The sequence below is a fragment of the Amycolatopsis sp. NPDC088138 genome (assembly GCF_044741685.1).
GTDB lineage: Bacteria > Actinomycetota > Actinomycetes > Mycobacteriales > Pseudonocardiaceae > Amycolatopsis.
The window spans coordinates 1106805-1128956 of sequence record NZ_JBIUTB010000001.1 but is presented as its reverse complement, the minus strand read 5'-3'; the positions used below and the strand labels follow the sequence as shown (position 1 = coordinate 1128956).

At 72.8% G+C, this 22152-nt stretch carries 19 protein-coding genes; 7 read left to right on the top strand and 12 right to left on the bottom strand.

Annotated features, from left to right (window positions below):
• Positions 1-81: 81 nt before the first annotated feature.
• Genes ACIOD2_RS05140 through ACIOD2_RS05110 form a run of 7 tightly spaced genes read right to left on the bottom strand, consistent with a single transcriptional unit; the run spans position 82 to position 5885 of the window.
• The gene (locus ACIOD2_RS05140) at positions 82-597 is read right to left on the bottom strand and encodes a hypothetical protein (RefSeq protein WP_400534597.1); all 516 of its coding nucleotides are present in this window, start codon (positions 595-597) and stop codon (positions 82-84) included.
• Positions 598-621: 24 nt separating this feature from the next.
• Positions 622-1089, bottom strand: a complete 468-nt coding sequence (locus ACIOD2_RS05135; RefSeq protein WP_400534595.1) for a tRNA (cytidine(34)-2'-O)-methyltransferase — start codon at positions 1087-1089, stop codon at positions 622-624.
• A 4-nt stretch (positions 1090-1093) separates the two neighbouring features.
• Positions 1094-1519, bottom strand: a complete 426-nt coding sequence (locus tag ACIOD2_RS05130) for an acyl-CoA thioesterase (protein WP_400534593.1) — start codon at positions 1517-1519, stop codon at positions 1094-1096.
• Positions 1520-1535: 16 nt separating this feature from the next.
• Positions 1536-2480, bottom strand: a complete 945-nt coding sequence (locus ACIOD2_RS05125; RefSeq protein WP_400534591.1) for a TAXI family TRAP transporter solute-binding subunit — start codon at positions 2478-2480, stop codon at positions 1536-1538.
• The gene (locus ACIOD2_RS05120; protein ID WP_400534589.1) at positions 2477-3865 is read right to left on the bottom strand and encodes a sensor histidine kinase; all 1389 of its coding nucleotides are present in this window, start codon (positions 3863-3865) and stop codon (positions 2477-2479) included. The genes ACIOD2_RS05125 and ACIOD2_RS05120 overlap by 4 nt, the downstream gene beginning before the upstream one ends.
• A 3-nt stretch (positions 3866-3868) precedes the next feature.
• Positions 3869-4537, bottom strand: a complete 669-nt coding sequence (locus ACIOD2_RS05115) for a response regulator transcription factor (RefSeq protein WP_400534587.1) — start codon at positions 4535-4537, stop codon at positions 3869-3871.
• Positions 4538-4544: 7 nt separating this feature from the next.
• A complete protein-coding gene (locus ACIOD2_RS05110) occupies positions 4545-5885 on the bottom strand; it encodes an MFS transporter (protein WP_400534585.1) in 1341 nt (446 codons plus the stop codon).
• A gap of 356 nt (positions 5886-6241) precedes the next feature.
• Between ACIOD2_RS05110 and ACIOD2_RS05105 the strand changes: the two genes are divergently transcribed.
• Positions 6242-6946: a beta-ketoacyl-ACP reductase gene (locus tag ACIOD2_RS05105; RefSeq protein WP_323328402.1), complete on the top strand. Its 705-nt coding sequence runs from the start codon at positions 6242-6244 to the stop codon at positions 6944-6946.
• Positions 6947-6982: 36 nt separating this feature from the next.
• Positions 6983-7750: an enoyl-ACP reductase FabI gene (gene fabI / locus ACIOD2_RS05100; protein ID WP_400534583.1), complete on the top strand. Its 768-nt coding sequence runs from the start codon at positions 6983-6985 to the stop codon at positions 7748-7750.
• A gap of 3 nt (positions 7751-7753) precedes the next feature.
• Here fabI and ACIOD2_RS05095 read toward each other — a convergent pair whose 3' ends face one another.
• A complete protein-coding gene (locus tag ACIOD2_RS05095; protein ID WP_400534581.1) occupies positions 7754-8920 on the bottom strand; it encodes a Cmx/CmrA family chloramphenicol efflux MFS transporter in 1167 nt (388 codons plus the stop codon).
• 68 nt (positions 8921-8988) lie between these two features.
• The gene (locus ACIOD2_RS05090) at positions 8989-9570 is read right to left on the bottom strand and encodes a TetR/AcrR family transcriptional regulator (protein ID WP_400534579.1); all 582 of its coding nucleotides are present in this window, start codon (positions 9568-9570) and stop codon (positions 8989-8991) included.
• An 87-nt stretch (positions 9571-9657) separates the two neighbouring features.
• On the opposite strand from ACIOD2_RS05090, the gene ACIOD2_RS05085 reads away from it, so the two are divergent.
• Positions 9658-10701 carry a ferrochelatase gene (locus ACIOD2_RS05085; protein WP_400535411.1) on the top strand — a complete coding sequence of 348 codons (1044 nt, stop codon included), beginning with the start codon at positions 9658-9660 and terminating at the stop codon, positions 10699-10701.
• Between the two features lie 245 nt (positions 10702-10946).
• Here the strand turns inward: ACIOD2_RS05085 and ACIOD2_RS05080 are convergent, their stop codons facing one another.
• Positions 10947-11747: a hypothetical protein gene (locus ACIOD2_RS05080; RefSeq protein ID WP_323328394.1), complete on the bottom strand. Its 801-nt coding sequence runs from the start codon at positions 11745-11747 to the stop codon at positions 10947-10949.
• 100 nt (positions 11748-11847) lie between these two features.
• Between ACIOD2_RS05080 and ACIOD2_RS05075 the strand changes: the two genes are divergently transcribed.
• A complete protein-coding gene (locus ACIOD2_RS05075) occupies positions 11848-13245 on the top strand; it encodes an ATP-binding protein (protein ID WP_400534577.1) in 1398 nt (465 codons plus the stop codon).
• Positions 13242-15206: a VWA domain-containing protein gene (locus ACIOD2_RS05070; RefSeq protein ID WP_400534575.1), complete on the top strand. Its 1965-nt coding sequence runs from the start codon at positions 13242-13244 to the stop codon at positions 15204-15206. The genes ACIOD2_RS05075 and ACIOD2_RS05070 overlap by 4 nt, the downstream gene beginning before the upstream one ends.
• Before the next feature lie 783 nt (positions 15207-15989).
• On the opposite strand, the gene ACIOD2_RS05065 is transcribed toward ACIOD2_RS05070, so the two are convergent.
• Positions 15990-18107 carry a tetratricopeptide repeat protein gene (locus tag ACIOD2_RS05065; protein ID WP_400534573.1) on the bottom strand — a complete coding sequence of 706 codons (2118 nt, stop codon included), beginning with the start codon at positions 18105-18107 and terminating at the stop codon, positions 15990-15992.
• Positions 18108-18231: 124 nt separating this feature from the next.
• Here ACIOD2_RS05065 and ACIOD2_RS05060 point away from each other — a divergent pair, with 124 nt between their 5' ends.
• Together ACIOD2_RS05060 and mshC are read left to right on the top strand one after the other, a co-directional pair.
• Entirely contained in the window at positions 18232-18990 is a 759-nt protein-coding gene (locus ACIOD2_RS05060; RefSeq protein WP_400534572.1) for a MerR family transcriptional regulator, read from the top strand.
• Between the two features lie 70 nt (positions 18991-19060).
• Positions 19061-20299, top strand: coding sequence for a cysteine--1-D-myo-inosityl 2-amino-2-deoxy-alpha-D-glucopyranoside ligase (mshC, locus tag ACIOD2_RS05055; protein WP_400534570.1), 1239 nt, complete (start codon positions 19061-19063; stop codon positions 20297-20299).
• Between the two features lie 77 nt (positions 20300-20376).
• On the opposite strand, the gene ACIOD2_RS05050 is transcribed toward mshC, so the two are convergent.
• Positions 20377-22011, bottom strand: a complete 1635-nt coding sequence (locus ACIOD2_RS05050) for an ABC-F family ATP-binding cassette domain-containing protein (protein ID WP_400534568.1) — start codon at positions 22009-22011, stop codon at positions 20377-20379.
• Between the last annotated feature and the right edge of the window lie 141 nt (positions 22012-22152).

The following is a 22152-nucleotide window of genomic DNA, read 5'->3' as shown; positions in this document are numbered from 1 at the left end:
TCGTACTCCTTTATCGGAGACAAGCCGGCCCAGGCAGGATTCTCCGATCCCGTTGGGCAACTGCCCTGGACGTGAGCACGTTCACCGTTCTCGGCGGACGCCGTAGAGGCTGCCGCCGAGGAGGGTGACACCGGAGAGCGTGCCGCTGACGAACGGGACCCACGGCAGGGCCGCGGAACCGAGCAGCGCCAGGCCGACCACACCCAGCACCGTCAGGACCGCGCCGACCACCAGGATCGACCGGGTCTTCCAAGCGGACGCCAGCGCCACGAAGTGCAGGCCGACGATCGTGGCGATCCACGCGACGTTGGCCTGCACCGGCGCGTCCAGCAGGCTGAGCACGAAGAACCCGGCGATCAGCAGCACCACTTCGCCGATGACGATCACCCGGTAGCTCGGCCCGAACATCGGCCGGTCGTCCAGGGTGGGGCGCCCGCCCGCGCGGAACCCGAGGACCACCACGGCGGCCAGCGCCACGACGGCGAGGCCGCGCAGGATCCAGCCGGCCACCGCCGGGAGCGGGTCACCGGAGTTGACCAGGACGAACACGGCACCGAACGCGGCGCCGATGAGCGCCCCCAGGAATTGCTGTCGCACCCGGCGAACCTACCGGACGCCCGATCAGGCCTCCGGGACGGCGAACCCGTTCTGCCGCCAGGCCTCGTAGATCGCGATCGCGGCGGTGTTGGCGAGGTTGAGCGAGCGGCTGGTCGGCAGCATCGGCAGCCGCACCCGGTCGGTGACCTCCGGGGCCTGCTGGACGTCGGCGGGCAGCCCCACCGACTCCGGCCCGAACAGCAGGACGTCGCCGGGGGTGTAGGCGACGTCGACGTGCAGGCGGGAAGCCGACGCGCTGAACGCGTAGACCTTCGCCGGCAGCAGCGCTTGCCAGGCCGCGTCGAGGTCCGCGTGGACGTGCACCCGCGCGAGGTCGTGGTAGTCGAGCCCGGCGCGCCGCAGCTGCTTGTCCTCGAGGGTGAACCCGAGCGGTTCGACCAGGTGCAGCTCGCAGCCGGTGTTGGCCGCGAGGCGGATCGCGTTGCCCGTGTTGGGCGGGATTTCGGGGTGGTAGAAGAGAACGCGGAACATCGGCTCAGACCTCGGGGAGGAAACCGGCGTACGCCTTGCGGACGGCGTCGGGTGGTGCGGCGGGGCGCAGGGTCGCCGGGTCGATGAACACGTAGCGCACGGTCGCCTCGCCGACGAGCGCGCCGCCGCGGCGGATCTCGAAGTCGTGGATCATCGACGTCGTCCCGAGGTGGCTCAGGTACTGGGCGACGACCAGTTCGTCGTCGTACCGGGCCGGCGCGCGGAACTTCAGGTTCGCCTCCGCGACCACGACGTCCGTGCGGTGGGCGAGGAACTCGTCGTGGGAGCCGAACAGGGCCTTCTCCGCCTCGAAAGCGCACATGTCCACGTAGGCCAGGTAGTGGGCGTTGAAGACGATGCCCTGGCCGTCGCACTCGTGGTAGCGCACGCGCAGCGGCATCTTGGCGATCGGGCGGCGAGGTTCGGTCACCGGGCCAATCTAGCGGTCAGCCGTGCAGGGCCCGGTAGGCCGTGGCCGCGCCGGGCTGCAGCGGCACCGGCTGGGTGCCGATCAGCGTGCGGACGTCGAGGAACTGCGTCCCGACGGCCTCCGCGGGCACCAGGTCGGTGGCCCGCTCGACCAGCAGCCGGACGACCGCGGCGGCGACGTCGTCGGGGAGGGCGGGGGAGCAGACCAGGAGGTTCGCGACGCCGATCGTGCCCAGCGCGCCGACACCCCGGTAGGCGCCCTCGGGCACCTGGACCTGGTCGTACACCGGCCCGTACGTGCTGCGCAGCGCGGGGACCAGCGCGTCCAGCGGGAGCAGCGCGATCGGTGTCGTGCGGGTGAGGTCCGCGAGCTTCGGCGTCGGCACGCCGCCCGACCACAGCATCGCGTCGACCCGCCGGTCGGCCAGCGCGTGGACGGCGTCGTCGAACAGCAGGTGCTGAGCGTCGACGACCACGCCGGCTTCGGCGAACACGCGCTCGCCCAGCTGGGCCGCGCCGGACCCGCCCGCACCCAGCGACACCGGACGGCCCGCCAGGTCGACGAGCCGCCGGGCCGGGCCGTCCGCACGCACCACCAGCTGCAGGTAGTTCTCGTAGACGCGGCCGAGGGCGAGCAGCGGCACCTTCCCGGTGAACGGCATGCCGCCGCCGATCGCCGTCTGCGCGACGTCGGCGAGCACCAGCCCGAGGTCGGCCCGCCCGGTCCGCACGAGGTCGACGTTGGCGACACTCGCCTCGGTCGGCACGGCGGTGGCGTGCAGCCGCGGTTCCGCACGGCTCAGCTCCGTCGCCAGCAGTTCGGCGAAGGCGAGGTAGAAACCGCCGCGCTCCCCGGCGGCGATGGTGAGTGTCCGTTCGGGACCGGCGTACCCGGACGACGAACACCCGGCCAGCGCGAGGCCGAGACCGCCGAGCAGCGCGGTGCGCCGGGTGAGCGTCATGGCACCTCCTCCGCGAGCGGCAGCGTGACACGGACCTCGAGGCCGTGCGGCTCGGCTTGGCGCAGCTCGAGCACACCGCCACGGGTGCGCACCTGCTGGTGCGCGATGGCGAGGCCGAGCCCGGTCCCGCGTGGTGCCCCTTCGCCACCCGCACGCCAGAAGCGTTCCGTCGCCCGCGCCCGGTCCTCAGTGGACAGTCCGGGGCCGTCGTCGCGGACGACGAGCGTCGCGGTTTCGGCACTGGCTTCCCAGTCCGTGGTGATCTTCGCGCCGCGCCCGGCGTAGTGGACGGCGTTGTCCAGCAACACATCCAGGATCTGCGCCAGCTCGCCTTCCGGGCAGCGGACGGTCACCGGCTCGGCGTGGCCCGGCGGCGGGACGAGCGCCGCCCCGGCGTCGTCGGCGGCCGGGCGCCAGGCGTCGACCCGCTCGGCGAGCACGGCCGCGAGATCGCACGGCTCGTCGGCGGCCCCGGCCGCGACCCACGTCGCGGTGCTCTCGGCCAGCGCGAGCGCCAGCAGCCCGTCCAGGAGCTTCTCGAGGCGTTCGACCTCGGCCACGGTCGCCCGGTAGGTGGCGCCTTCGGCCTGGCCGGCCAAGGAGTCGACGCGCAGCCGCAGCGCGGCCATCGGGTTCCGCAGCTGGTGCGAGGCGTCGGCGACCAGCCGGTGCTGCTGGTCGGCGGCCTCCAGCACGGCTTCGGACATCCGGTTGACCTCGGCGGCCAGCGACCGCAGCTCCTGCGGCCCGGCGCGTTCCGGGACGTGCGCCCGGTGCCCGGCGGCGACGGCCAGCACGCCGGTCTCCAGTTCGTGCAGCGGCCGCACCATCCACCGGGCCAGGAGCACCGCGAGCAGCACGAACACGACCGCGACGAGCAGCGCGCCGGCGGCGATGGTGCCCCAGCGGGCGGCGACGTCCGCGGCGGCCGCCGTCACCGAAGCCCGCAGCACGACCACGCCGGCCACCCGGGTCCCGGTCCCGACCGGCCGCGCGAAGTACGCCGGTTCGGTCGACAGCGGCCCGAGCCGGTCGACGCGCGGGCCCGGCTCGTTGCGCATGGTCGCCTCGACCAGTGCGTGGACGGCGGGATCGGCGGCGGTCAGCCCGCCCGCCTGCACCAGCGGCAGGCGCCGGGCGTCGACGATGACGACGCCTTCGCCGTAGAGATCGGCGTAGCGCGTCGCGTCGGCGTTGAGCGCGGCCGGATCCCGGGTGTCGACGGCCTGCTGGGCCAGCACGACGAACCGGTCGACGTCGGCCGTGCGGGAGATGACCAGCTCCTGGGTGCGCTGCTCGGCCGTGGAAAGCAGCAGCGGCACGGCGAACGCGGCCACCACGGCCAGCGCCAGGGCGACCAGGACCACCAGCAGGCGGGTGCGCACGGCTCAGTCCCGGCCGAGCCGGTAGCCGAAGCCGCGGATCGTGGTGAGCAGGCCCGGCCGGTCCAGCTTCGCGCGCAGCCCGGTGAGGTGGACGTCGAGGGAGCGTGAGACCGCGAGGTAGGCGTCACCCCAGACCTCGTCCATCAGCTGCTGGCGGCTGACCGCGGTGCCGAGGCGCGCGGCGAGCACGGCCAGGATCTCGAACTCCTTGGTGGTCAACGCGATGTCGGCGCCGCCGGCCCGAACCCGGCGCGCGGCCAGGTCGATCTCGACGTCCTCGACGTGCACGACGTCACCGGCCGGGGCATCCCGGGTGATCGCGCGCCGCGCGACGGCGTCCATCCGGGCCAGCAGTTCCGCCAGCCGTACGGGTTTGGTGAGGTAGTCGTCCGCGCCGAGGCGCAGGCCGCGCACGACCGAACGCTCGTCACCGCGGGCGGTCAGCACGATCACCGGCACCGGGGAGACCGCGCGGATCTTGCGGAGGACGTCGAGGCCGTCGATGTCGGGCAGGCCCAGGTCGAGCAGGACGAGGTCGGCGTCGCGGTGGCGGTGCAGCGCGTCGGCGCCCCGGCCGACGCTGGTGACCGGATGGCCGCGCGCGTGCAGCGACTCGGCGAGCGCGCCGGCGACCCCGGCGTCGTCTTCGACGAGGAGCACGCGCACGGCCATCCCTTTCTCAGCGTTCGCCTGCGGCCACCGGCTCCGGCCGTTCCTCCAGCTCGGAGCTCTTCGAGGTCTCCCGCATTGTGCCGTAGACGATCAGGGAAACCAGGACGCAGCCCGCGACGTACCAGAAGAAGATCGACTCGTGCCCGGCGCTCTTCAGCGCCTGCGCGATCAGCTCGGCGGTACCGCCGAAGATCGCGACGGTCAGCGCGTAGGGCAGGCCGACGCCGATGGCGCGGATCTTCGTCGGGAACAGCTCGGCCTTCACGATCGCGTTGATCGACGTGTACCCGGCCACGACCACCAGCCCGGCCAGGACCAGGAAGAACGCGCCGACCGGGTTCCGCGTCGAGCCCATGACCGTCATGATCGGGACGGTCAGCAGCGTGCCGGCGATGCCGAAGAACAGCAGCAGCGGCCGGCGGCCGATCCGGTCGGACAGCTTCCCCGCGACGGGCTGCAGGATCGCGGCCAGCAGGATCGCCGAGAACAGGATGATCGTGACCGTGCGGCGCGGGATGTGGGCGGTGTTCTCGAGGAACTTCTGGCTGTAGGTGGCGAAGGTGTAGAACGCCACCGTGCCGCCGAGGGTGAGGCCGACGACGAGCGCGATCTCCTTGGGGTACTTGGCGAGCGCGCGCAGCGTGCCGCGGTCCCCGGCCGCCGCGCTGCCCTTTTCCTTGGTGAAGCTCTCGGACTCGTCCATCCCGCGGCGCAGCCACATCACGCTGAGCGCGGCGACCGTGCCGACGCCGAACGCGATCCGCCAGCCCCACGACGTGAGCTGCTGCTCGGTGAGCAGCGCCTGCAGGATCAGCTGGAGGCCGAGGGCCAGCAGCTGGCCGCCGTAGAGCGTCACGTACTGGAAGCTGGAGTAGAAGCCGCGCTTGCCGGGAGTGGCCACTTCGGACAGGTACGTCGCCGAGGTGGAGTACTCGCCGCCGACCGACAGGCCCTGGATGAGCCGGGCGATGAGCAGCAGGATCGGCGCGGCGATCCCGATCGTCTGGTAGCCGGGCGTGACGGCGATCAGCAGCGACCCGCCGGCCATGAGCGTCACCGACAGCACCAGCGCGCTGCGGCGCCCGAACCGGTCGGCGAACCGGCCGAGCATCCAGCCGCCGAGCGGCCGCATGAGGAACCCGACGGCGAACACCGCGGCGGTGCCCAGGAAGGCCGCCGTCGTGTCGCTGGTGGGGAAGAAGGATTTGGCGAAGTAGGTGGTGAACGCCGCGTAGGCGTACCAGTCGTACCACTCGACCAGATTGCCGATCGAGCCGCGCAGCACGTTGCCGATCACGCGTTTCTCGCTCACGCCCGCGGCGCCGGTGCCGCTGATCCGGGTTGTCATCGTCGACCTCCTGTGTTGCGACTCACGGTGACCACGTCGCGGAGGACCGGCAAGACCAGGCGGCGGTTCCTTACACCCGCTTAGGACACGGTGGTCTAACACCGCGAGCGACCCGGAATGTAAGAAAGAACGCATCGGCGGCCGCGACGTCACGCTCCGTCGACCTACCGGCCGGTACCCACCCTCGGCACTCACGTTCCGCTGGCCGGAGCGCGCGCCTGTCCTGTGGTGTTGCTGACACCCGTCCCGGACGACGCCGGTTACCTGCAGGTATGGCGGGCGCGGCTGCGCGCCCGGAGCGGCCTGCCGATAACCTCGTGCCGTCAAACGCGCACGGTCGAAAGAGGGAGAAAGCTGTGGGACGGTCGGTCTTGGTCACCGGGGGCAACCGGGGTATCGGTCTGGCGATCGCCCGGGATCTCGCCGAACAGGGCCACCAGGTCGCCGTCACGCACCGGGGCTCCGGCGCGCCCGAGGGGCTCTTCGGGGTGCAGGCGGACGTCACCGACACCGAGCAGGTCGACGCGGCGTTCAAGCTCGTCGAGGAGCACCAGGGCCCGGTCGAGGTGCTCGTGTCGAACGCCGGCCTGACCGACGACACGCTGCTCATGCGGATGAGCGACGAGCAGTTCGAGCGGGTCATCAACGCCAACCTGACCGGCGCCTACCGCGTCGCGAAGCGCGCCTCGCGCGGCATGCTGCGCGGCAAGTGGGGCCGGTTCGTCTTCATCTCCTCGGTCGTGGGCCTCTCCGGCTCCGCGGGCCAGGCGAACTACGCGGCGAGCAAGGCCGGCCTGGTCGGCTTCGCGCGCTCGCTCGCCCGTGAGCTGGGCTCCCGCAACATCACCTCGAACGTCATCGCGCCCGGCTTCGTGCGCACCGACATGACCGACGAGCTGCCCGAGGAGCGCAAGAAGCAGATCCTCGCGCAGGTGCCCTCCGGCCGGTACGCCGAGCCGTCGGAGATCGCCGCCGCCGTGCGCTACCTGGCCTCGGACGACGCCGGCTACGTCAACGGCGCGGTGCTGCCCGTCGACGGCGGCCTCGGCCTCGGCCACTGACTTTCCCCTTATCCCGAACCAAGACCTGGAGGACCTGTGCCCGGACTGCTCGAAGGCAAGCGCCTGCTGATCACCGGCATCATCACCGACGCCTCACTCGCCTTCCACGCGGCCAAGATCGCGCAGCAGGAGGGCGCGAAGGTGGTCCTGACCGGCTTCGGCCGCATGTCGCTGGTCAAGACCATCGCGAAGCGGCTGCCCGAGCCCGCGCCGGTGATCGAGCTGGACGTCACCAACCAGGAACACCTCGACGGCCTCGCGGACAACATCCGTGAGCACGTCGACGGCCTCGACGGGGTGCTGCACTCGATCGGGTTCGCCCCGCAGAGCTGCCTCGGCGCGCCGTTCATGGACGCTCCCGCGGAGGACGTCAAGGTCGCCGTGGACGTCTCGGCGTACTCGTTCATGTCGCTGTCGAAGGCGTGCCTGCCGCTGCTGGGCCGCGGTGCGTCGATCGTCGGCATGGACTTCGACGCCCGCGTCGCGTGGCCGGTCTACAACTGGATGGGCGTGGCGAAGGCCGCGCTCGAGTCGGTCAACCGGTACCTGGCCAAGGAACTGGGCCCGCAGGGCATCCGCGTCAACCTGGTCAGCGCCGGCCCGATGAAGACGATGGCCGCGAAGTCCATCCCGGGCTTCTCGGACCTCGAAGACGGCTGGGGCGACCGCGCGCCGCTCGGCTGGGACAGCTCGGACCCGGACCCGACGGCGAAGAGCGTCTGCGCGCTGCTGTCGGACTGGCTCCCGGCGACCACCGGCTCGATGATCATGGTCGACGGCGGGGTCCACGCCCTCGGCATCTGAGCCTCACACGGTGACCGGCTCACGGTCGCGGTCGTCGTTCCGCTGGACGGCGACCGCGACGGTGAGGGCGACGACCGTCGCGGCGCCGAGGAGGATGCCCGTCCACGCCACGCTCGGGAAACCCAGCCCGGCGCCGATCGCGACGCCGCCCAGCCACGGCCCGATCGTGTTGCCGACGTTGAACGCCGCCGTCGTGCTGGCGCCGACGAGCGTCGACGTGCCTCCGGCGACGGCGTAGGTCCGCACGTTCAGCGCCGGGTTCGCGCCGAACCCGGCGGCCCCGAAGACGAGCACGGCCGCGACGGCGACCACCGGGTCGGTGGTCAGCGCCAGGACGAGCAGGGCCGCCAGCGCCAGCCCGATGCAGCTGTAGAGCGTCGCGAACGGGTGCCGGTCGGCCAGCCGCCCGCCGGCCGTGATCCCGATGAGCGCGCCGACGCCGAACAGCGCGAGGACACCCGGGATCCACGACTGGGGAAGGCCGTCCGTCTCGGTCAGCAGGGGAGCGAGGTAGCTGAACGCGGCGAAGATCATGGCCTGGCACAAGGCGATCACGCCCAGCGCGAGCCACACCCGGCCCCGCCGGTAGAGCCGCAGTTCGGACCGGACGCTCATCCCGCCGCCGGTCGTCTCGGGCACCAGCGCGGCCACGCCGGCCGCCGCCAGCAGCGTCACCGCCGCCACCGCCCAGAACGCCGTCCGCCAGCCCGCGTGCTGCCCGATGAACGTGCCGGCGGGCACCCCGGCGATGTTCGCCACGGTCAGGCCGCCGACCAGCACCGCCATCGCGCGCCCGCGCCGCTCGACGGGGACCAGCGCGATCGTCGTCGCCACGGCGACGGCCCAGAAGCCCGCGCAGGCCAGCGCGGCGACGACCCGCGTCGCGAACAGCAGCGCGTACCCGGTGGCGAGCGCGCCCACGACGTGCGCGGCGAGGAAGACGGCGAGCAGCACCAGCAGCGTCCGGCGGCGGGGGAGCCGCAGCGTGGTGATGGCCAGCAGCGGCGCGCCGACCACCATGCCGATGGCGAAGGCGGAGATCAGCAGCCCGGCGTCGGGGATGCTCACGCCGAGGTCGGCGGCCATGCCCGGGAGCAGGCCGGTGATCATGAACTCGGACGTGCCCAGCGCGAACACGCTGAGCCCGAGGACGAAGACGGCCAGGGGCACGGGTCCTCCTTGGTTGTGGATCGATCAGTACAAAACTTGGGCAGGCTTCGGCGCTTCAGGGCTGGGGTTCAGGCGACGAGGGCCGACAGCGCGAGATCGGCGACGGCGTACATGGCCTCGCGGCTGGTGTCGCGCCGGGACATCACCTTCAGGCCGGTGACGGTGTTGAGGACGAACTGCGCGACGTCGGCCGGGTCCCGGCCGGGCCGCAGGCTGCCGTCGAGCACGCCTTCCCGGGCGCACTCGGTGAGCATCGCCAGATTTCGCTCGGTGTCATCGCGCAGGGCGGCACCGATTCCGTCGTCCGGCATGCCGAGCTCGGCGAGGGTGTTCACGACCAGGCAGCCGCGGCGGTTCCGCTCGAGTTCGCTGTCGATGGTCGTGGTGAGCAGGGCCGTGAGCCGTTCGGCGGCCGTGCCCGGTCCTTCGAGGAGCGCTTGCCGGGCCGTGAGCTGGCTGTCCGTGTAGTGCGTCAGCGACCGCTCGAACAGCGCTTTCTTGCTGGTGAAGGTGTTGTAGACGCTGCTGCGGCCGAGACCGGTGGCTTCGCACAGGTCCTGCGTCGAGGTCGCCTCGTAGCCGTGCGCCCAGAACGCGTGCATCGCGCTCTCGACGGCGGCGGACTCGTCGAACTCCCGTGGCCTGGCCATGGGGACACCTTACCAGGGTTTTGGACTGGTCGATTCATAACGGGGCCGCGTCAGCGTGCGGGGCGCCACAGCGGCAAGATGACCGAGGTGGGATACGACGCGTTGCTGTGGCTTTCGTTCGGCGGTCCGGAGGGGCCTGACGACGTCATGCCGTTCCTGGAGAACGTCACCAAGGGTCGCGGCGTACCGCGCGAGCGGCTCTTGGAGGTCGCCGAGCACTACCGGCACTTCGACGGCGTTTCGCCGATCAACAAGCTGAACCGCGACGCGATCGCGGCCGTCGAGAAGCAGCTCGCGGCCGCCGGTGTGGACCTGCCGGTGCACTTCGGCAACCGCAACTGGCACCCGATGGTCGAAGACACCCTGGCGTCGCTGACGGGGGCCGGCGCGAAGCGGGTTCTCGTGTTCCCCACGAGCGCGTACGGCGGCTACTCGGCGTGCCGCCAGTACGACGAGGACATCGAGCGCGCCCGCGCGGCGGTCGGCGACGGTGCCCCCGAACTGGTGAAACTGCGCCACTTCTTCGACCACCCGCTGTTCGTCTCGGCGGTAGCCGACGCCGTGCGCGCCGCTCACGCCTCGCTGGGAGATGTGCCGGGCATCCGCACGGTGTTCACCGCGCATTCGGTGCCGGACAGCGCGGACCTCGCCTCGGGCCCCCCGGCGGAGGGCGGCCGCCGCTACTCCCGCCAGATCGCCGAAGCGGCGCGGCTCGTCGCGGCCGAGGCGGGCATCGAGACCTACGACGTCGTGTGGCAGTCGCGGTCGGGCCCGCCGCAGGTCCCGTGGCTGGAGCCGGACATCGTCGACCACATCGACGCGCTGCACGCTTCGGGCGTGCCCGGGGTGGTCGTCTCGCCGATCGGCTTCGTCTCGGACCACCTCGAGGTGATCTGGGACCTGGACAACGAAGCCGCCGAACGAGCGGCCGAGCACGGAATGGCCTTCGCCCGCGCGGCCACGGCGGGCACCGACCCGCGCTTCGCGGAGCTGGTGGTGGAGCTGATCCGCGAGCACACCCACGAGGTGGCGCCGCGCAAGCTGTCCCCGTTCCCGGCGGGCGGCTGCACGATCAACGGGGCTCCCTGCGCGGTCGGCTGCTGCGAGCCCGCGAAGCGCCCCAGTCGCTGACAAACGCCCCATTGGGGCGCTGTGGCGTCAGCGCTCGCGGGCGGTCTGCTCCGCGAGCACCCGCACCGCTTCGTTGACCGCCGCGCACCGAGCTATCCGCACCGCGTCCGACAGCGCCTTCAGAGTCTGTGCATGTGGGACGATGGCCACGCTCCGCGGAGCTTGTCATTCGCGCGGACGCCGCGCTGTGCTCGGCGTGCTGCTTGTGGGTGCCGGAAGCCAAGGGATTATGTGTCCCCTGTTGGTCAGCCTTCGCGGGCCGTCTGCTCCGCGAAGACCCGCACGGCTTCGTTGACCGCCGCGCAGCGAGCGATCCGCACGGCGTCCGACAGCGGCTTCAACGCCTGCGCCCGCAGGTTCGACGCCGACGCCGACAGCGCCCCACCCGGGTCGTCCGTCTCCGCGATCGCCAGGATCGCCGAGATCTCTTCCGCTCGCTGCAGCACCCGCAGCGAGCGCCCCGGCGTGCCCGCCGGCCAGTCGACGTCCGGGCGGGAACGCAGGTGCGCCGTCAGCTCCGCGCGCACCCCCGGCCGGTCCGACGCCACGTTCAGCGCCTGCAGCGCGCCGGCGCTCGCGCGGATCGCGTCCGTCAGGCCGTGCTCGGCTTCGCCCAGCGCGACGTACTCCGGCGGTGCCGCCAGCGGGACGAGCGAGAACACCGTCCAGCGCATCAGGCCTTCGGCGACCGGTTCCGGCACCAGGCCGAACCCGAGTTCGGGGAGCACCACGGCGTCGCCCGCGCGCAACGCGGCCTCGGTGAACGGCCCGCCGCCGCCGAGGCCGCGGACGTCGCCCGGGACCGGCAGCACGAGCCGCATGCTTTTCGCTCCCTGCGAACGCAGGGCCATGAGCAGCTGCACGGGGGTGGCCGCTCGGTTGAAGGCCAGCGGGAGCTCGAACGCCTCCGCGGCGGGCGCGTCGGCGGCCACGACGTCGTGCGCCTCACCCCACGCGAGCAGGGCGTCGAGCACATCGTCGGATGCGGCGGCTCCGTTGAGCCACGCACTGGACCAGACGGCGAAGGTCGCACTGGGTCGGCACACGACGCCCTATTTTACCGGGCGGCTCCAAGTCCGCCGAGCGCGCCCACGCTGGAGTCGCTCCACGTCGACTCCCCGACGATCCGGCAGTAGCGTCGAACGGGTGAACGTAGTTCCAGACGCTCTTCCCCGCACCGCCGGGGCCCTGCGCGCGGCCGGGTACGAGCCCCGCCCGATCGCCCAAGAGATCCACGACAACCTGCTGAACGCCCTCCGCACCGGCGAAAACGCCTGGCCGGGCATCGTCGGGTTCTCCCGCACCGTGCTGCCGCAGCTCGAACGTGCGCTGCTGGCCGGCCACGACGTCGTCCTGCTCGGCGAACGCGGCCAGGGCAAGACCCGCCTGCTCCGCACCCTCTCCGGGCTCCTCGACGAGTGGACGCCCGTCATCGAGGGCTCCGAGCTGGGCGAGCACCCCCTGCAGCCGATCACGCCCGCGTCGATCCGCCGCGCCGCCGAGCTCGGTGACGAGCTGCCCGTGGCCTGGCGCCACCGGTCCGAGCGCTACACCGAGAAGCTGGCGACGCCGGACACCTCGGTCGGCGACCTGATCGGCGACGTCGACCCGGTGAAGGTCGCCGAAGGCCGCAGCCTGGGTGACCCCGAGACCATCCACTTCGGCCTCGTCCCGCGCGCCCACCGCGGCATCGTCGCCATCAACGAGCTGCCCGACCTCGCCGAGCGCATCCAGGTCGCGCTGCTCAACGTGATGGAGGAGCGCGACATCCAGGTCCGCGGTTACACGCTGCGGCTGCCCCTGGACGTCCTGCTCGTCGCCACCGCGAACCCCGAGGACTACACCAACCGCGGCCGGATCATCACGCCGCTGAAGGACCGCTTCGGCGCCGAGATCCGCACGCACTACCCCCTGGACGTCGAGTCCGAGGTGGCCGTCGTCCGGCAGGAGGCCCACCTGGTCGCCGAGGTCGGCGAGCCGCTGCTGGAGGTCATCGCCCGGTTCGTCCGGAACCTGCGCGAATCGCCGGTCATCGATCAACGCTCGGGTGTCTCCGCGCGGTTCGCCGTCGCGGCGGCCGAGACCGTGGCGGCCGCGGCGCTGCGACGCTCCGCGCTGACCGGCGAGGAGCCCGCCGTGGCCCGGCCGGTCGACCTCGACGCGGTGCCTTCGGTGCTGCGCGGCAAGATCGAGTTCGAGCCGGGTGAGGAAGGGCGTGAGGTCGAGCACCTCGTGCACCTGCTGCGCCGGGCCATCGCCGAGACCGCGCGCGAGCGGTTCGCCGGGCTCGACCTGCGTCCGCTGGCCGACGCGGTCGCCGACGGCCACCTGGTCGCCACCGGCGAGCGCGTGCCCGGCGAGGACGTCCTCAAGGCCCTGCCGGAGCTGCCCGTGCTCCACCAGGTCGCCGAGCGCGCCGGGGTCGGTGCCGACGAGCCCGCCGGCCGGATCGCGGCCGCCGTCGAACTCGCCCTCGAATCGCTGTTCCTGGCGCGACGGCTCGCCAAGGACTCCGACGACACGACGACCGTCTACGGCCGATGACCGCGGTCCCGCTTCCCGACGGCTACTCCTACGGCCCGTGGCACGACGGGCCGGACCCGCTCGCGCCCCCGGCCGACCTGCGGGACGCGCTCGACGAGATCGGCCGCGACGTGATGGCCGGCTCGTCGCCGCGGGCCGCGCTGGAGGAACTGCTCCGGCGCGGCACCGACCGCACCGCGGGCCTGGACGAGCTGACCCGGCGCCTGTGGCAGCAACGGTCCCGCATCCAGCGGCGCAACAACCTCGACGGCACTCTGCGGGAGGTCCAGCGCCTGCTGCAGGAGGCCCTCGACGCCGAGCGCCGCGACCTGTTCCCGGATCCGGACGACGACGCCCGCTTCCGCGAGGCCCAGCTGGACGCCCTGCCACCCGGCACGGCCGCGGCCGTCAACGAGCTGTCCGAGTACGACTGGCGCTCCGAACAGGGCCGCGAGAACTACCAGAAGATCCGTGACCTGCTCGGCCAGGAGCTGATGGAGTCGCGGTTCCAGGGCATGAAGCAGGCGCTGCAGAACGCCGGGCCCGAGGACGTCGAGCGGATCAACGAGATGCTCGGCGACCTCAACGACCTGCTCGCCGCGCACGCCCAGGGCGCCGAGGACATCCAGGAGCGCTTCGACGGCTTCATGGACAAGCACGGCGAGTTCTTCCCGGAGAACCCGCAGAACGTCGAGGAACTGATCGACGCCCTGGCGGCCCGGTCCGCCGCGGCCCAGCGGATGCTCAACTCGATGTCCGCCGAGCAGCGCGCGGAGCTGGCCGAGCTGACGCAGCAGGCCTTCGGCGACCCGCGTCTGGCGCAGCAGCTGTCCAATTTGGACTCCCAGCTGCGGGCGGCGCGGCCGGGTGAGGACTGGACGTCGTCGGAACGCTTCCGCGGCAAGAACCCCTTGGGCATGGGCGAAGGTGCCCAGGCCATGGCGGACCTCGCCGAGATGGACGCGCTGGCCGAGCAGCTGAGCCAGTCGTACCCCGGGGCGAGTCTGGAGGACATCGACCTGGAGGCGCTGGAGCGCCAGCTCGGGAAGGACGCCGGCGTGGACGCGCGGCGACTGTCCGAACTGGAGCGTGAGCTGCGCCGCCAGGGCCTGTTCGAACGCGCCGCCGACGGGACGCTCCGGTTGTCGCCCAAGGCGTTGCGGCGTCTCGGCGAGACAGCGCTGTCGGACATCGTGAACGCGCTGCGCGGCAAGACCGGCGACCGCGAGACCGAGTCGGCGGGCGCGGCGGGCGAGCCGACCGGCGCGTCGCGGCCGTGGCGGTTCGGGGACATGCAGCCCTGGGACGTGCCGCGGACGATCCGCAACGCCGTGCTGCGCACGGTTTCGGTGGGGGAGAACGCGGTCCGGCTGGACGTCGAGGACGTCGAGGTGGTGGAGACCGAGCACCGCTCCCGCGCCGCGGTGGCGCTGCTGGTCGACACGTCGTGGTCGATGGTGCAGGAAGGCCGGTGGCTGCCGATGAAGCGCACCGCGCTGGCGCTGCACCAGCTGATCAGCACCCGCTTCCGCAACGACGCGCTGCAGCTGATCACCTTCGGCCGCTACGCGACGTCGGTGGAGCTGCCGGAGCTGGTCGGGCTGGAGGGCGCGTGGGAGCAGGGCACCAACGCCCACCACGCGCTGCTGCTGGCCGGGCAGCACCTGCGGCGTCATCCCGACGCGCAGCCGGTGGTCCTGATGGTCACCGACGGCGAGCCGACCGCGCACCTGGAACCGGACGGCGAGGCGGTCTTCGACTACCCGCCCCAGCCGCGGACCCTCCACAAGACACTGTCCGAAGTGGACCGCCTGGCCAAGCTGGGCGCGTCGGTGACGGTCTTCCGCCTGGGCGACGACCCGAGGCTGACGGCGTTCGTGGACGTCATCGCCCGCCGCTCCGGCGGCCGGGTGGTGGCCCCGGACCTGGACGGCCTGGGCGCCGCGGTGGTCGGCGACTACCTGCGCACCCGGCGCCGCTGACGGCGTTTTCGGTCCGCGGTCGCTGGACGATGGTCTGGCGGCCGCGGGCGGGCTACGGCGCGAGGTCCCTGCCTGGTGTCGGAGGGTGGCTTCGCGGGCTGTCGCCGGCGCTGTGCGGCCCTCATCCGCGCCACGGCGGATGGCCTGGCCGCGGCGACCTGCGCACGCGGCGCTCTGACAGCGTTTTGGTCCGCGGTCGCTGGACGGTGATCTGGCGGCCGCGGGCCGGTTACGGCGCGAGGCCCCTGCTCGGTGTTGGAGGGTGGCTTCGCGGGGCTGTCGCCGGTGCCAGCGATGTGCGGCCCCTCATCCGCGCCGCGGCGGCGGAGGGACTTGCGCACGCGGCGCTCTGACAGCGTTTGGTGGTGATCCGCTGTCGCTGAAGGAATGACTCGTCGGCTGCGGCACCGGGCGAGGCTCGGTGTCGCGCGGCTGGTGACCGGCGCTGACAGCGCTTTGGGTTGGTCCGCGGTCGCCGAACGGCGCCTTCGAGGCGCGCCGGCTGCGGCCCGGCCGGTGCTCTGGGACACCTGATCCGCACCGCGGCGGCTGGATGGTCCGCGGTCGGTCCGGTTTGCCCGTACCTGAGTGGCCTGGGCGCGGAGGTCGGTCGGCGGCTACCCGCACACCCTGCGCCGCTGTTCGGTGGTACTTCGCGATCGGTGAAGGGCGCGCGAGATCGGCGGTTGCGGGCGCCTGGGCGCGGCCCGAACTCGCGAAGGCTTCTACCCGACCGGTGCCGTCGCTGCCCGGCCCCTTATCCGCCGCGGCAGTGGTCGGCGGCTACCTGCGCACCCGGCGCCGCTGACCCGGCTCCGGCAGCTCCGCGAGATCCTTCGCGGCCTGCCGGGTGTACGGGTGGGCCGTCCCCAGCACCCGCCGGTAGTCCGCGGCGACGGCGGTGAGCGTCTCCCGGCCGGCCGGGCCCTGCGCCAGGCCCAGGTTGCGCCGGGCGTTGAGGGTGGCCGTGTGGTCCGGGCCGAGCAGGCGCGTCCGGTCCCGGACCGTCCGTGCGAACAGCTCCAGCGCCTCCGCGGACTGCCCGTCCGCCAGCAGCGCCCGGGCCAGGAACAGCCGGATCCGGACGGCACCCAGGTCTTCGTGCTGGGACACCAGCCGCCGCAGTAAGCGGATCGCGTCGTCAAGACGGTCCGCCTCCTGGTAGGCCACGGCCAGCCAAGGCGAATCGGTGGCGTGCAGGGTGATGGCCTCCGCGGAACGGCCCGCACGGGTATACGTCCGGGCCAGGTCCGAGCGCGCCTCGATCGTGGCCGGGTGCTCCGGTCCGTGCACGCGGACGTGCTCCCGCAGGTTCTCCTCGAACACCGGCACGGCCACCCCGGCGAGGTCGGCGGACCGGAGCGCCCGGCCGAAACCGGCGCGGGAGCGCAGCGTGATGCGGTGGTCCGGGCCGAGCACCCGCGCCGCGTGGTCGAGGTTCGTCTCGTGCACCTTGAGCGCGCGGTCGAGCAGCCCGGCGCCCTCGCAGGCGATGCCCAGGGCCTCCACCGCGTCGAGGGTGGCTTCGGCGTCGGGTCCGAGCACCCGCACGCGGCGTTCGAGGACGCGCTCGGAGAGCGTCACGGCTTCGGCGCCTCGCTCGCTCGCGAGGCACGCTTTCCGGAGGGCCCGCGCGGCCCGTTCGGTGCCGGGGTGGCGGGGCTGCAGGTAGGCGTCGTGGTCGGCCACCACCTCGCGGCCGAGGGCGCGGGCCTGGGCGAACGCGCCGGCCGCGGTCAGGGCGCGCACCGAACGGCGTCGCAGCCGCATGATCCGCGCGAGCCGCGGCGCCGCCTCGGCCGGGAGCAGCGCGCGGAAGTGCGGCCACAGCGCGCTCACGTGCCGTGCGAGGCCGGGATCGGTGGCGTCCGCCCAGTCGTCGAGGACAGCGCACGCCCGGTCGAGCGCGGCCGCCAGGCGGTCCTCGGCGTGGACCCGGCTCAGCAGGGCGCGCCGGGTCAGGTCGTGCATGGTGACGGTCTCCCCGCGGACGTCGAAGCCGATGAGCGACGCCTCGGCCAGCGCCCCGAGGACGGCGTCCACCGCGACCGGGTCGGGCCCGAGCCGGTGCACCCGCTCCCGCCGGACGCCGGGGGCGAGCAGGGCCAGGAACTCCGCGACGCCGCGGGCGCGCCCGTCGCGGGCGACGACCAGCCGCAGCGCCTCCAGCACGGTGTCCTCGACGCACCCCGGCTCCCGCTCCGGCAGGGAAAGCGACGCGTGCGGCAAGCTTTCGACGTAGGACGCGAAGCCGGTGCCCCGCCGCTTGAGCACACCCCCGGCCTGGGCCAGGGCGAGCGGCAGGCAGCCCAGCTCCCGCGCGAGTCCGAGGGCGTCGTCGTCACGACCCGACCGCACGCCCAGGAACCCCGCTGCCTCGGCCTCGCCGAACCCGCTCACCACGACCGTGCCGCCGAGGATCTCGAAGGCCGGCACGGACGTCGTGATCAGCACACGGGCCCGTGCGGGCAGCCATTGGTTGAGCGCGTCGGGGTCGGTCGCGCCGTCGACCACCACGACGGGCCGGTCCGCGGCGTCCAGCCACGCCAGCCCGGTGCGCGCCGCCGCCTCGGCGTCGACGACACAGTCGGCCACGCCTACCCGCCGGGCCAGTTCCGCGTAGGACAGCACGATGTACGCCGGGTCGGCGACCCAGACCACAGTGGACGCCGCGGCGCGGGCGTACGCGGCGGCGAGGTGGGTCTTCCCGGCCCCGCACGGGCCGAGCAGGACGCAGAAGCCACCCTCGCCGAAGGCCTCGTCGATCTTGGCCAGGAGCGGGCCACGCCGTACGTACGGTGCCGGCTCGGCCGGGACGCGACCCAGCACGACCCGCGTCCCCGGCGCCCGGTTCCGGCGCGGCCGGAACCGGGCGGCGAGCGCCGTGACCAGGGCCTTCATCGAGCAAGGTTAACCGCGCTCGCGGCCGGGCGACGGCTACGGAAGGGTGACGCTTGACCCTGACGCCGCGTGAGGCACCACCGTGGTCTCCGCAAGGGCCACAGGCCGCAGAGGAGGGGAAACGATGGGGCATCCCGTGGGCAAGGTCGCCGCACTGGCCGGGGTCACCGTCCGGACACTGCACCACTACGACGAGATCGGCCTGCTCCGCCCGAGCGGGCGGACGCCGTCGGGGTACCGCAGCTACGGCGACGAGGACCTCGACCGGTTGCAGCGCATCCTGTTCTACCGGGAGCTCGGGTTTCCCCTCGAGACGATCGCGACCCTCGTCGACGACCCGGGCACCGACGCCGACGCGCACCTCAAGAGGCAGCGGGAGCTGCTGGTGACGCGGATGGGCGAGCTCGGGCGGATGGTCGCGGCCGTCGATCGTGTGATGGAGGCGAGAGCCATGGGCAACGCGTTGACGCCCGAGGAGAAGTTCGCGGTGTTCGGCGGGTTCACCGAGCCGGACGGTTACGCCGAGGAAGCCGCCCAGCGCTGGGGCGGCACGCCCGAGTGGCAGGGCGCGGCGGCACCGTCCAAGGAGGACCTGGCGGCGGGTGAGGCGGCCCGGCAGGACTGGGTGGGCCGGCTGAACGCCGTCCTCGAGGCCGGGGCCGCGGCGGACAGCGCCGAGGCGATGGACCTGGCCGAGGAGCACCGGGCGATGCTGGGCCGGGTGATGGGGGAGTGCTCGTACGAGACGCAGGCGCGGATCGGTGAGCTGTACGTCACCGAACCGGTCCAGCTGGGCTTCCTGGTCCGCGAGGACGAGCAGCGGCCGGGCTCAGGCGCGTTCGTCCGCGACGCGATCAGGGCGAACGCGGCGCGCCGGGGCTAGCACTGCCCCAGGTGGGGGACGTGTCCCACCGGGCGGGAGGGTGGCGGAGCGAACGCTTACAGTCGAGGGTATGCAGACTTGGTCATCGGTCGACGTGCCCCGCATCCCCGGCACCCCCCGCCCGCTGCGGCTCCACGACACGGCCACCGGGCAGGTCCGCCCGACCGCGCCCGGCGCCACCGCCCGGATGTACGTCTGCGGCATCACGCCCTACGACGCGACACACCTGGGGCACGCCGCGACCTACCTCGCCTTCGACCTGGTGAACCGGATCTGGCGGGACAACGGGCACGACGTCCACTACGTGCAGAACGTGACGGACATCGACGAGCCGCTGCTGGAGCGGGCCCAGCGGGACCAGGACGACTGGGTCGTGCTGGGCATGCGCGAGACGGCGCTGTTCCGCGAGGACATGACCGCGCTGCGGGTCATCCCGCCGAACCAGTTCGTCGGCGCGGTGGAGAGCATCCCGGAGATCGTCGAGGTGATCGCGAAGCTGCTGGCCAACGGCAGCGCGTACCGGGCCGACGACGCCGAGTTCCCGGACGTCTACTTCGACCACACCGCGACCGGCAAGTTCGGCTACGAGTCGAACTACGACGAGCCGACCATGAACAAGTTCTTCGCCGAGCGCGGCGGCGACCCCGGCCGCGTCGGCAAGCGCCACCCGCTGGACGCGCTGCTGTGGCGGGTCGCCCGCGAGGGTGAGCCGTCGTGGGAGTCCGAGCTCGGCGCGGGCCGGCCGGGCTGGCACATCGAGTGCAGCGCGATCGCCGTCAACCGCCTCGGCCTCGGCTTCGACCTCCAGGGCGGCGGCTCCGACCTGATCTTCCCGCACCACGAGTACAGCGCGGCGCACGCCGAGGCCGTCGCCAAGGACGGCCAGTTCGCCCGCCACTACGTGCACGCAGGGATGATCGGCCTCGACGGCGAGAAGATGTCGAAGTCCCGCGGGAACCTGGTGTTCGTCTCGCGGCTGCGCGCCGACCAGGTCGACCCGGGCGCGATCCGGCTCGCCCTGTTCGCCGGCCACTACCGCGCCGACCGCGCGTGGACGGATTCTCTGCTCGCCGACGCCGAGACGCGGCTGGCGCGCTGGCGCGAGGCCGTCTCGCTGGCCACCGGCCCGTCCGCCGAGGACACGATCACGCGGCTGCGTGACCACCTCTCCGACGACCTCGACACGCCGAAGGCCCTCGCCGCCGTCGACGCGTGGGCGAACGAGGCACTCCGCCGCGACGGCACCGACCCGGCAGCGCCGGGCCTGATCCGCATCGCGGTCGACGCCCTCCTGGGCATCACCCTCTGAAATGCCGTGAAGGCCACCTTGAGGGACTCAGAGTCCCTCAAGGTGGCCTTCACGGACATCGGCCGAAGTATAACGGCCTATACGGCGGCGGGGTGGCCGTCGGCCAGTGCCAGGTGGTCGCCTGCCCAGTCGCGGCGCAGCCATCGGTCGTGGGACGCGATGACGACGGCACCCGGCGCCGTGCCGAGCGCGGCGAACAGCTCTTCCGCCAGGGTCAGCGAAATGTGGTTCGTCGGCTCGTCCAGCAGCAGGACGTCCGGCGGTTCGGCGAGCAGCACCGCCAGTGCCAGCCGGCGGCGCTGGCCCACCGAAAGCGCGCCGACCGGCTGACCCAGATCGCGTGACGCCAGCAGGCCGAGGCGGCTGAGCGGGGGAGCCTCCTCGCCGAGTGCGTCCCGGTACACCTGGTGCGCCGACCGCGCCGGGTCCGGGAACGCGACGTCCTGCTCCAGCAGGCCGACCCGCACCCCGTGTCCGAAGTGGACCGTGCCGCCCGCAGGGGTCAGCTGTCCCGCCAGGACGGACAGCAGCGTCGACTTCCCGGCGCCGTTGCCGCCGGTGACGAGCAGCCGGGCCGAGCCGTCGACGTCCAGGCGTGGCAGGTGCAGCCGTCCCGGGACGTCGAGCTCCCGCACCGAGATCGCCGGGCCGTCGCCCGCCGGGCGGCCGGTGAGCGACGCCCGGAACCGCAGTGGCGCCGGGGGTTTGCGCACCTGGTCGCGCTCGAGGTTCTCGAGCCGCTGCTCGGCGTCGCGCACCCGCCGCGAGATCGTCTTCTGGACGCGGGCGCCCTTGAAGTGGTGGATGAACTTGTCGTTGTCCCGCGGCGCCCGGCCGTAGGCGACGTTCCGCGCGGTGACGGCGACCGTCTCGCGCAGCTCCTTCAGTTCCTCCTGTTCTTCGGCGAAGCGCTGTTCCCAGCGGGCGCGCTCGGCCTTCTTGTGCCCGAGGTAGTCGGTGTAGCTGCCGCCGTACCGGACCGCGCCGCCGGCCTGGCGGTCGGCCGCGGCCGGGTCGAGGTCGACGATGTCCGTGCACACCGCGTCGAGGAACACACGGTCGTGCGAGGACAGCACGACGATCCCGGTCAGCTCGGCGAGGTGGCGTTCCAGGAACTCCATCGCGGCGTCGTCGAGGTGGTTGGTCGGCTCGTCCAGCAGCAGGGTTTCCGGCCGCCGGATCAGCAGTGCGGCCAGCCCGAGCCGGGAGCGCTGCCCGCCGGACATCGTGCCGAGGCGCCGATCCGGCTCGATGCCGCCGAGGCCCAGCCCGTCGCAGACGAGCTTCGCGCGGCGGTCGGCGTCCCAGAGGTCGTGGGCCTGCGCCCACTCCAGGACCCGGCCGTACTCGTCGAGCACGGCCGCGTCGTCGGGCCGCTCGGTCATCGCGGTGGTCAGCTCGTCGAGCCGGATCGTGGCGGCGCGGATCTCGGCGAGCGCGCCGTCGACGACGTCGGCGAACGTCGCGTCCATCGGAAACGGCAGCTCCTGCAGCAGGAACCCGACGTCCGGACCGCGAAGCACCTCGCCGGAGCGGGGTTCTTCGAGCCCGGAGAGCAGGCGCAGCAGGGTGGACTTGCCGGTGCCGTTCTCACCGACCAGGCCGAGGCGCTGCCCGGCGGACGCGGTCAGCGAGACGCCGTCGAGCACCACGCGGGTGCCGTAGCCGAAGACGACGTCCTTGGCCTGCAAGGGAAAAACGAGAGTGGACATGCACGATCACCGAGCCCTGGCGAGAAGATGCGGAAATCCCGCCGGGCGTCGTGGCACGCGGGAGCGTCGGCTCGACCGGGTGCCGCCTCGGAAGCGGGATGGGCGCGGTTCAGTTCCTCATAGTGGAGCCAGGTTAACGCA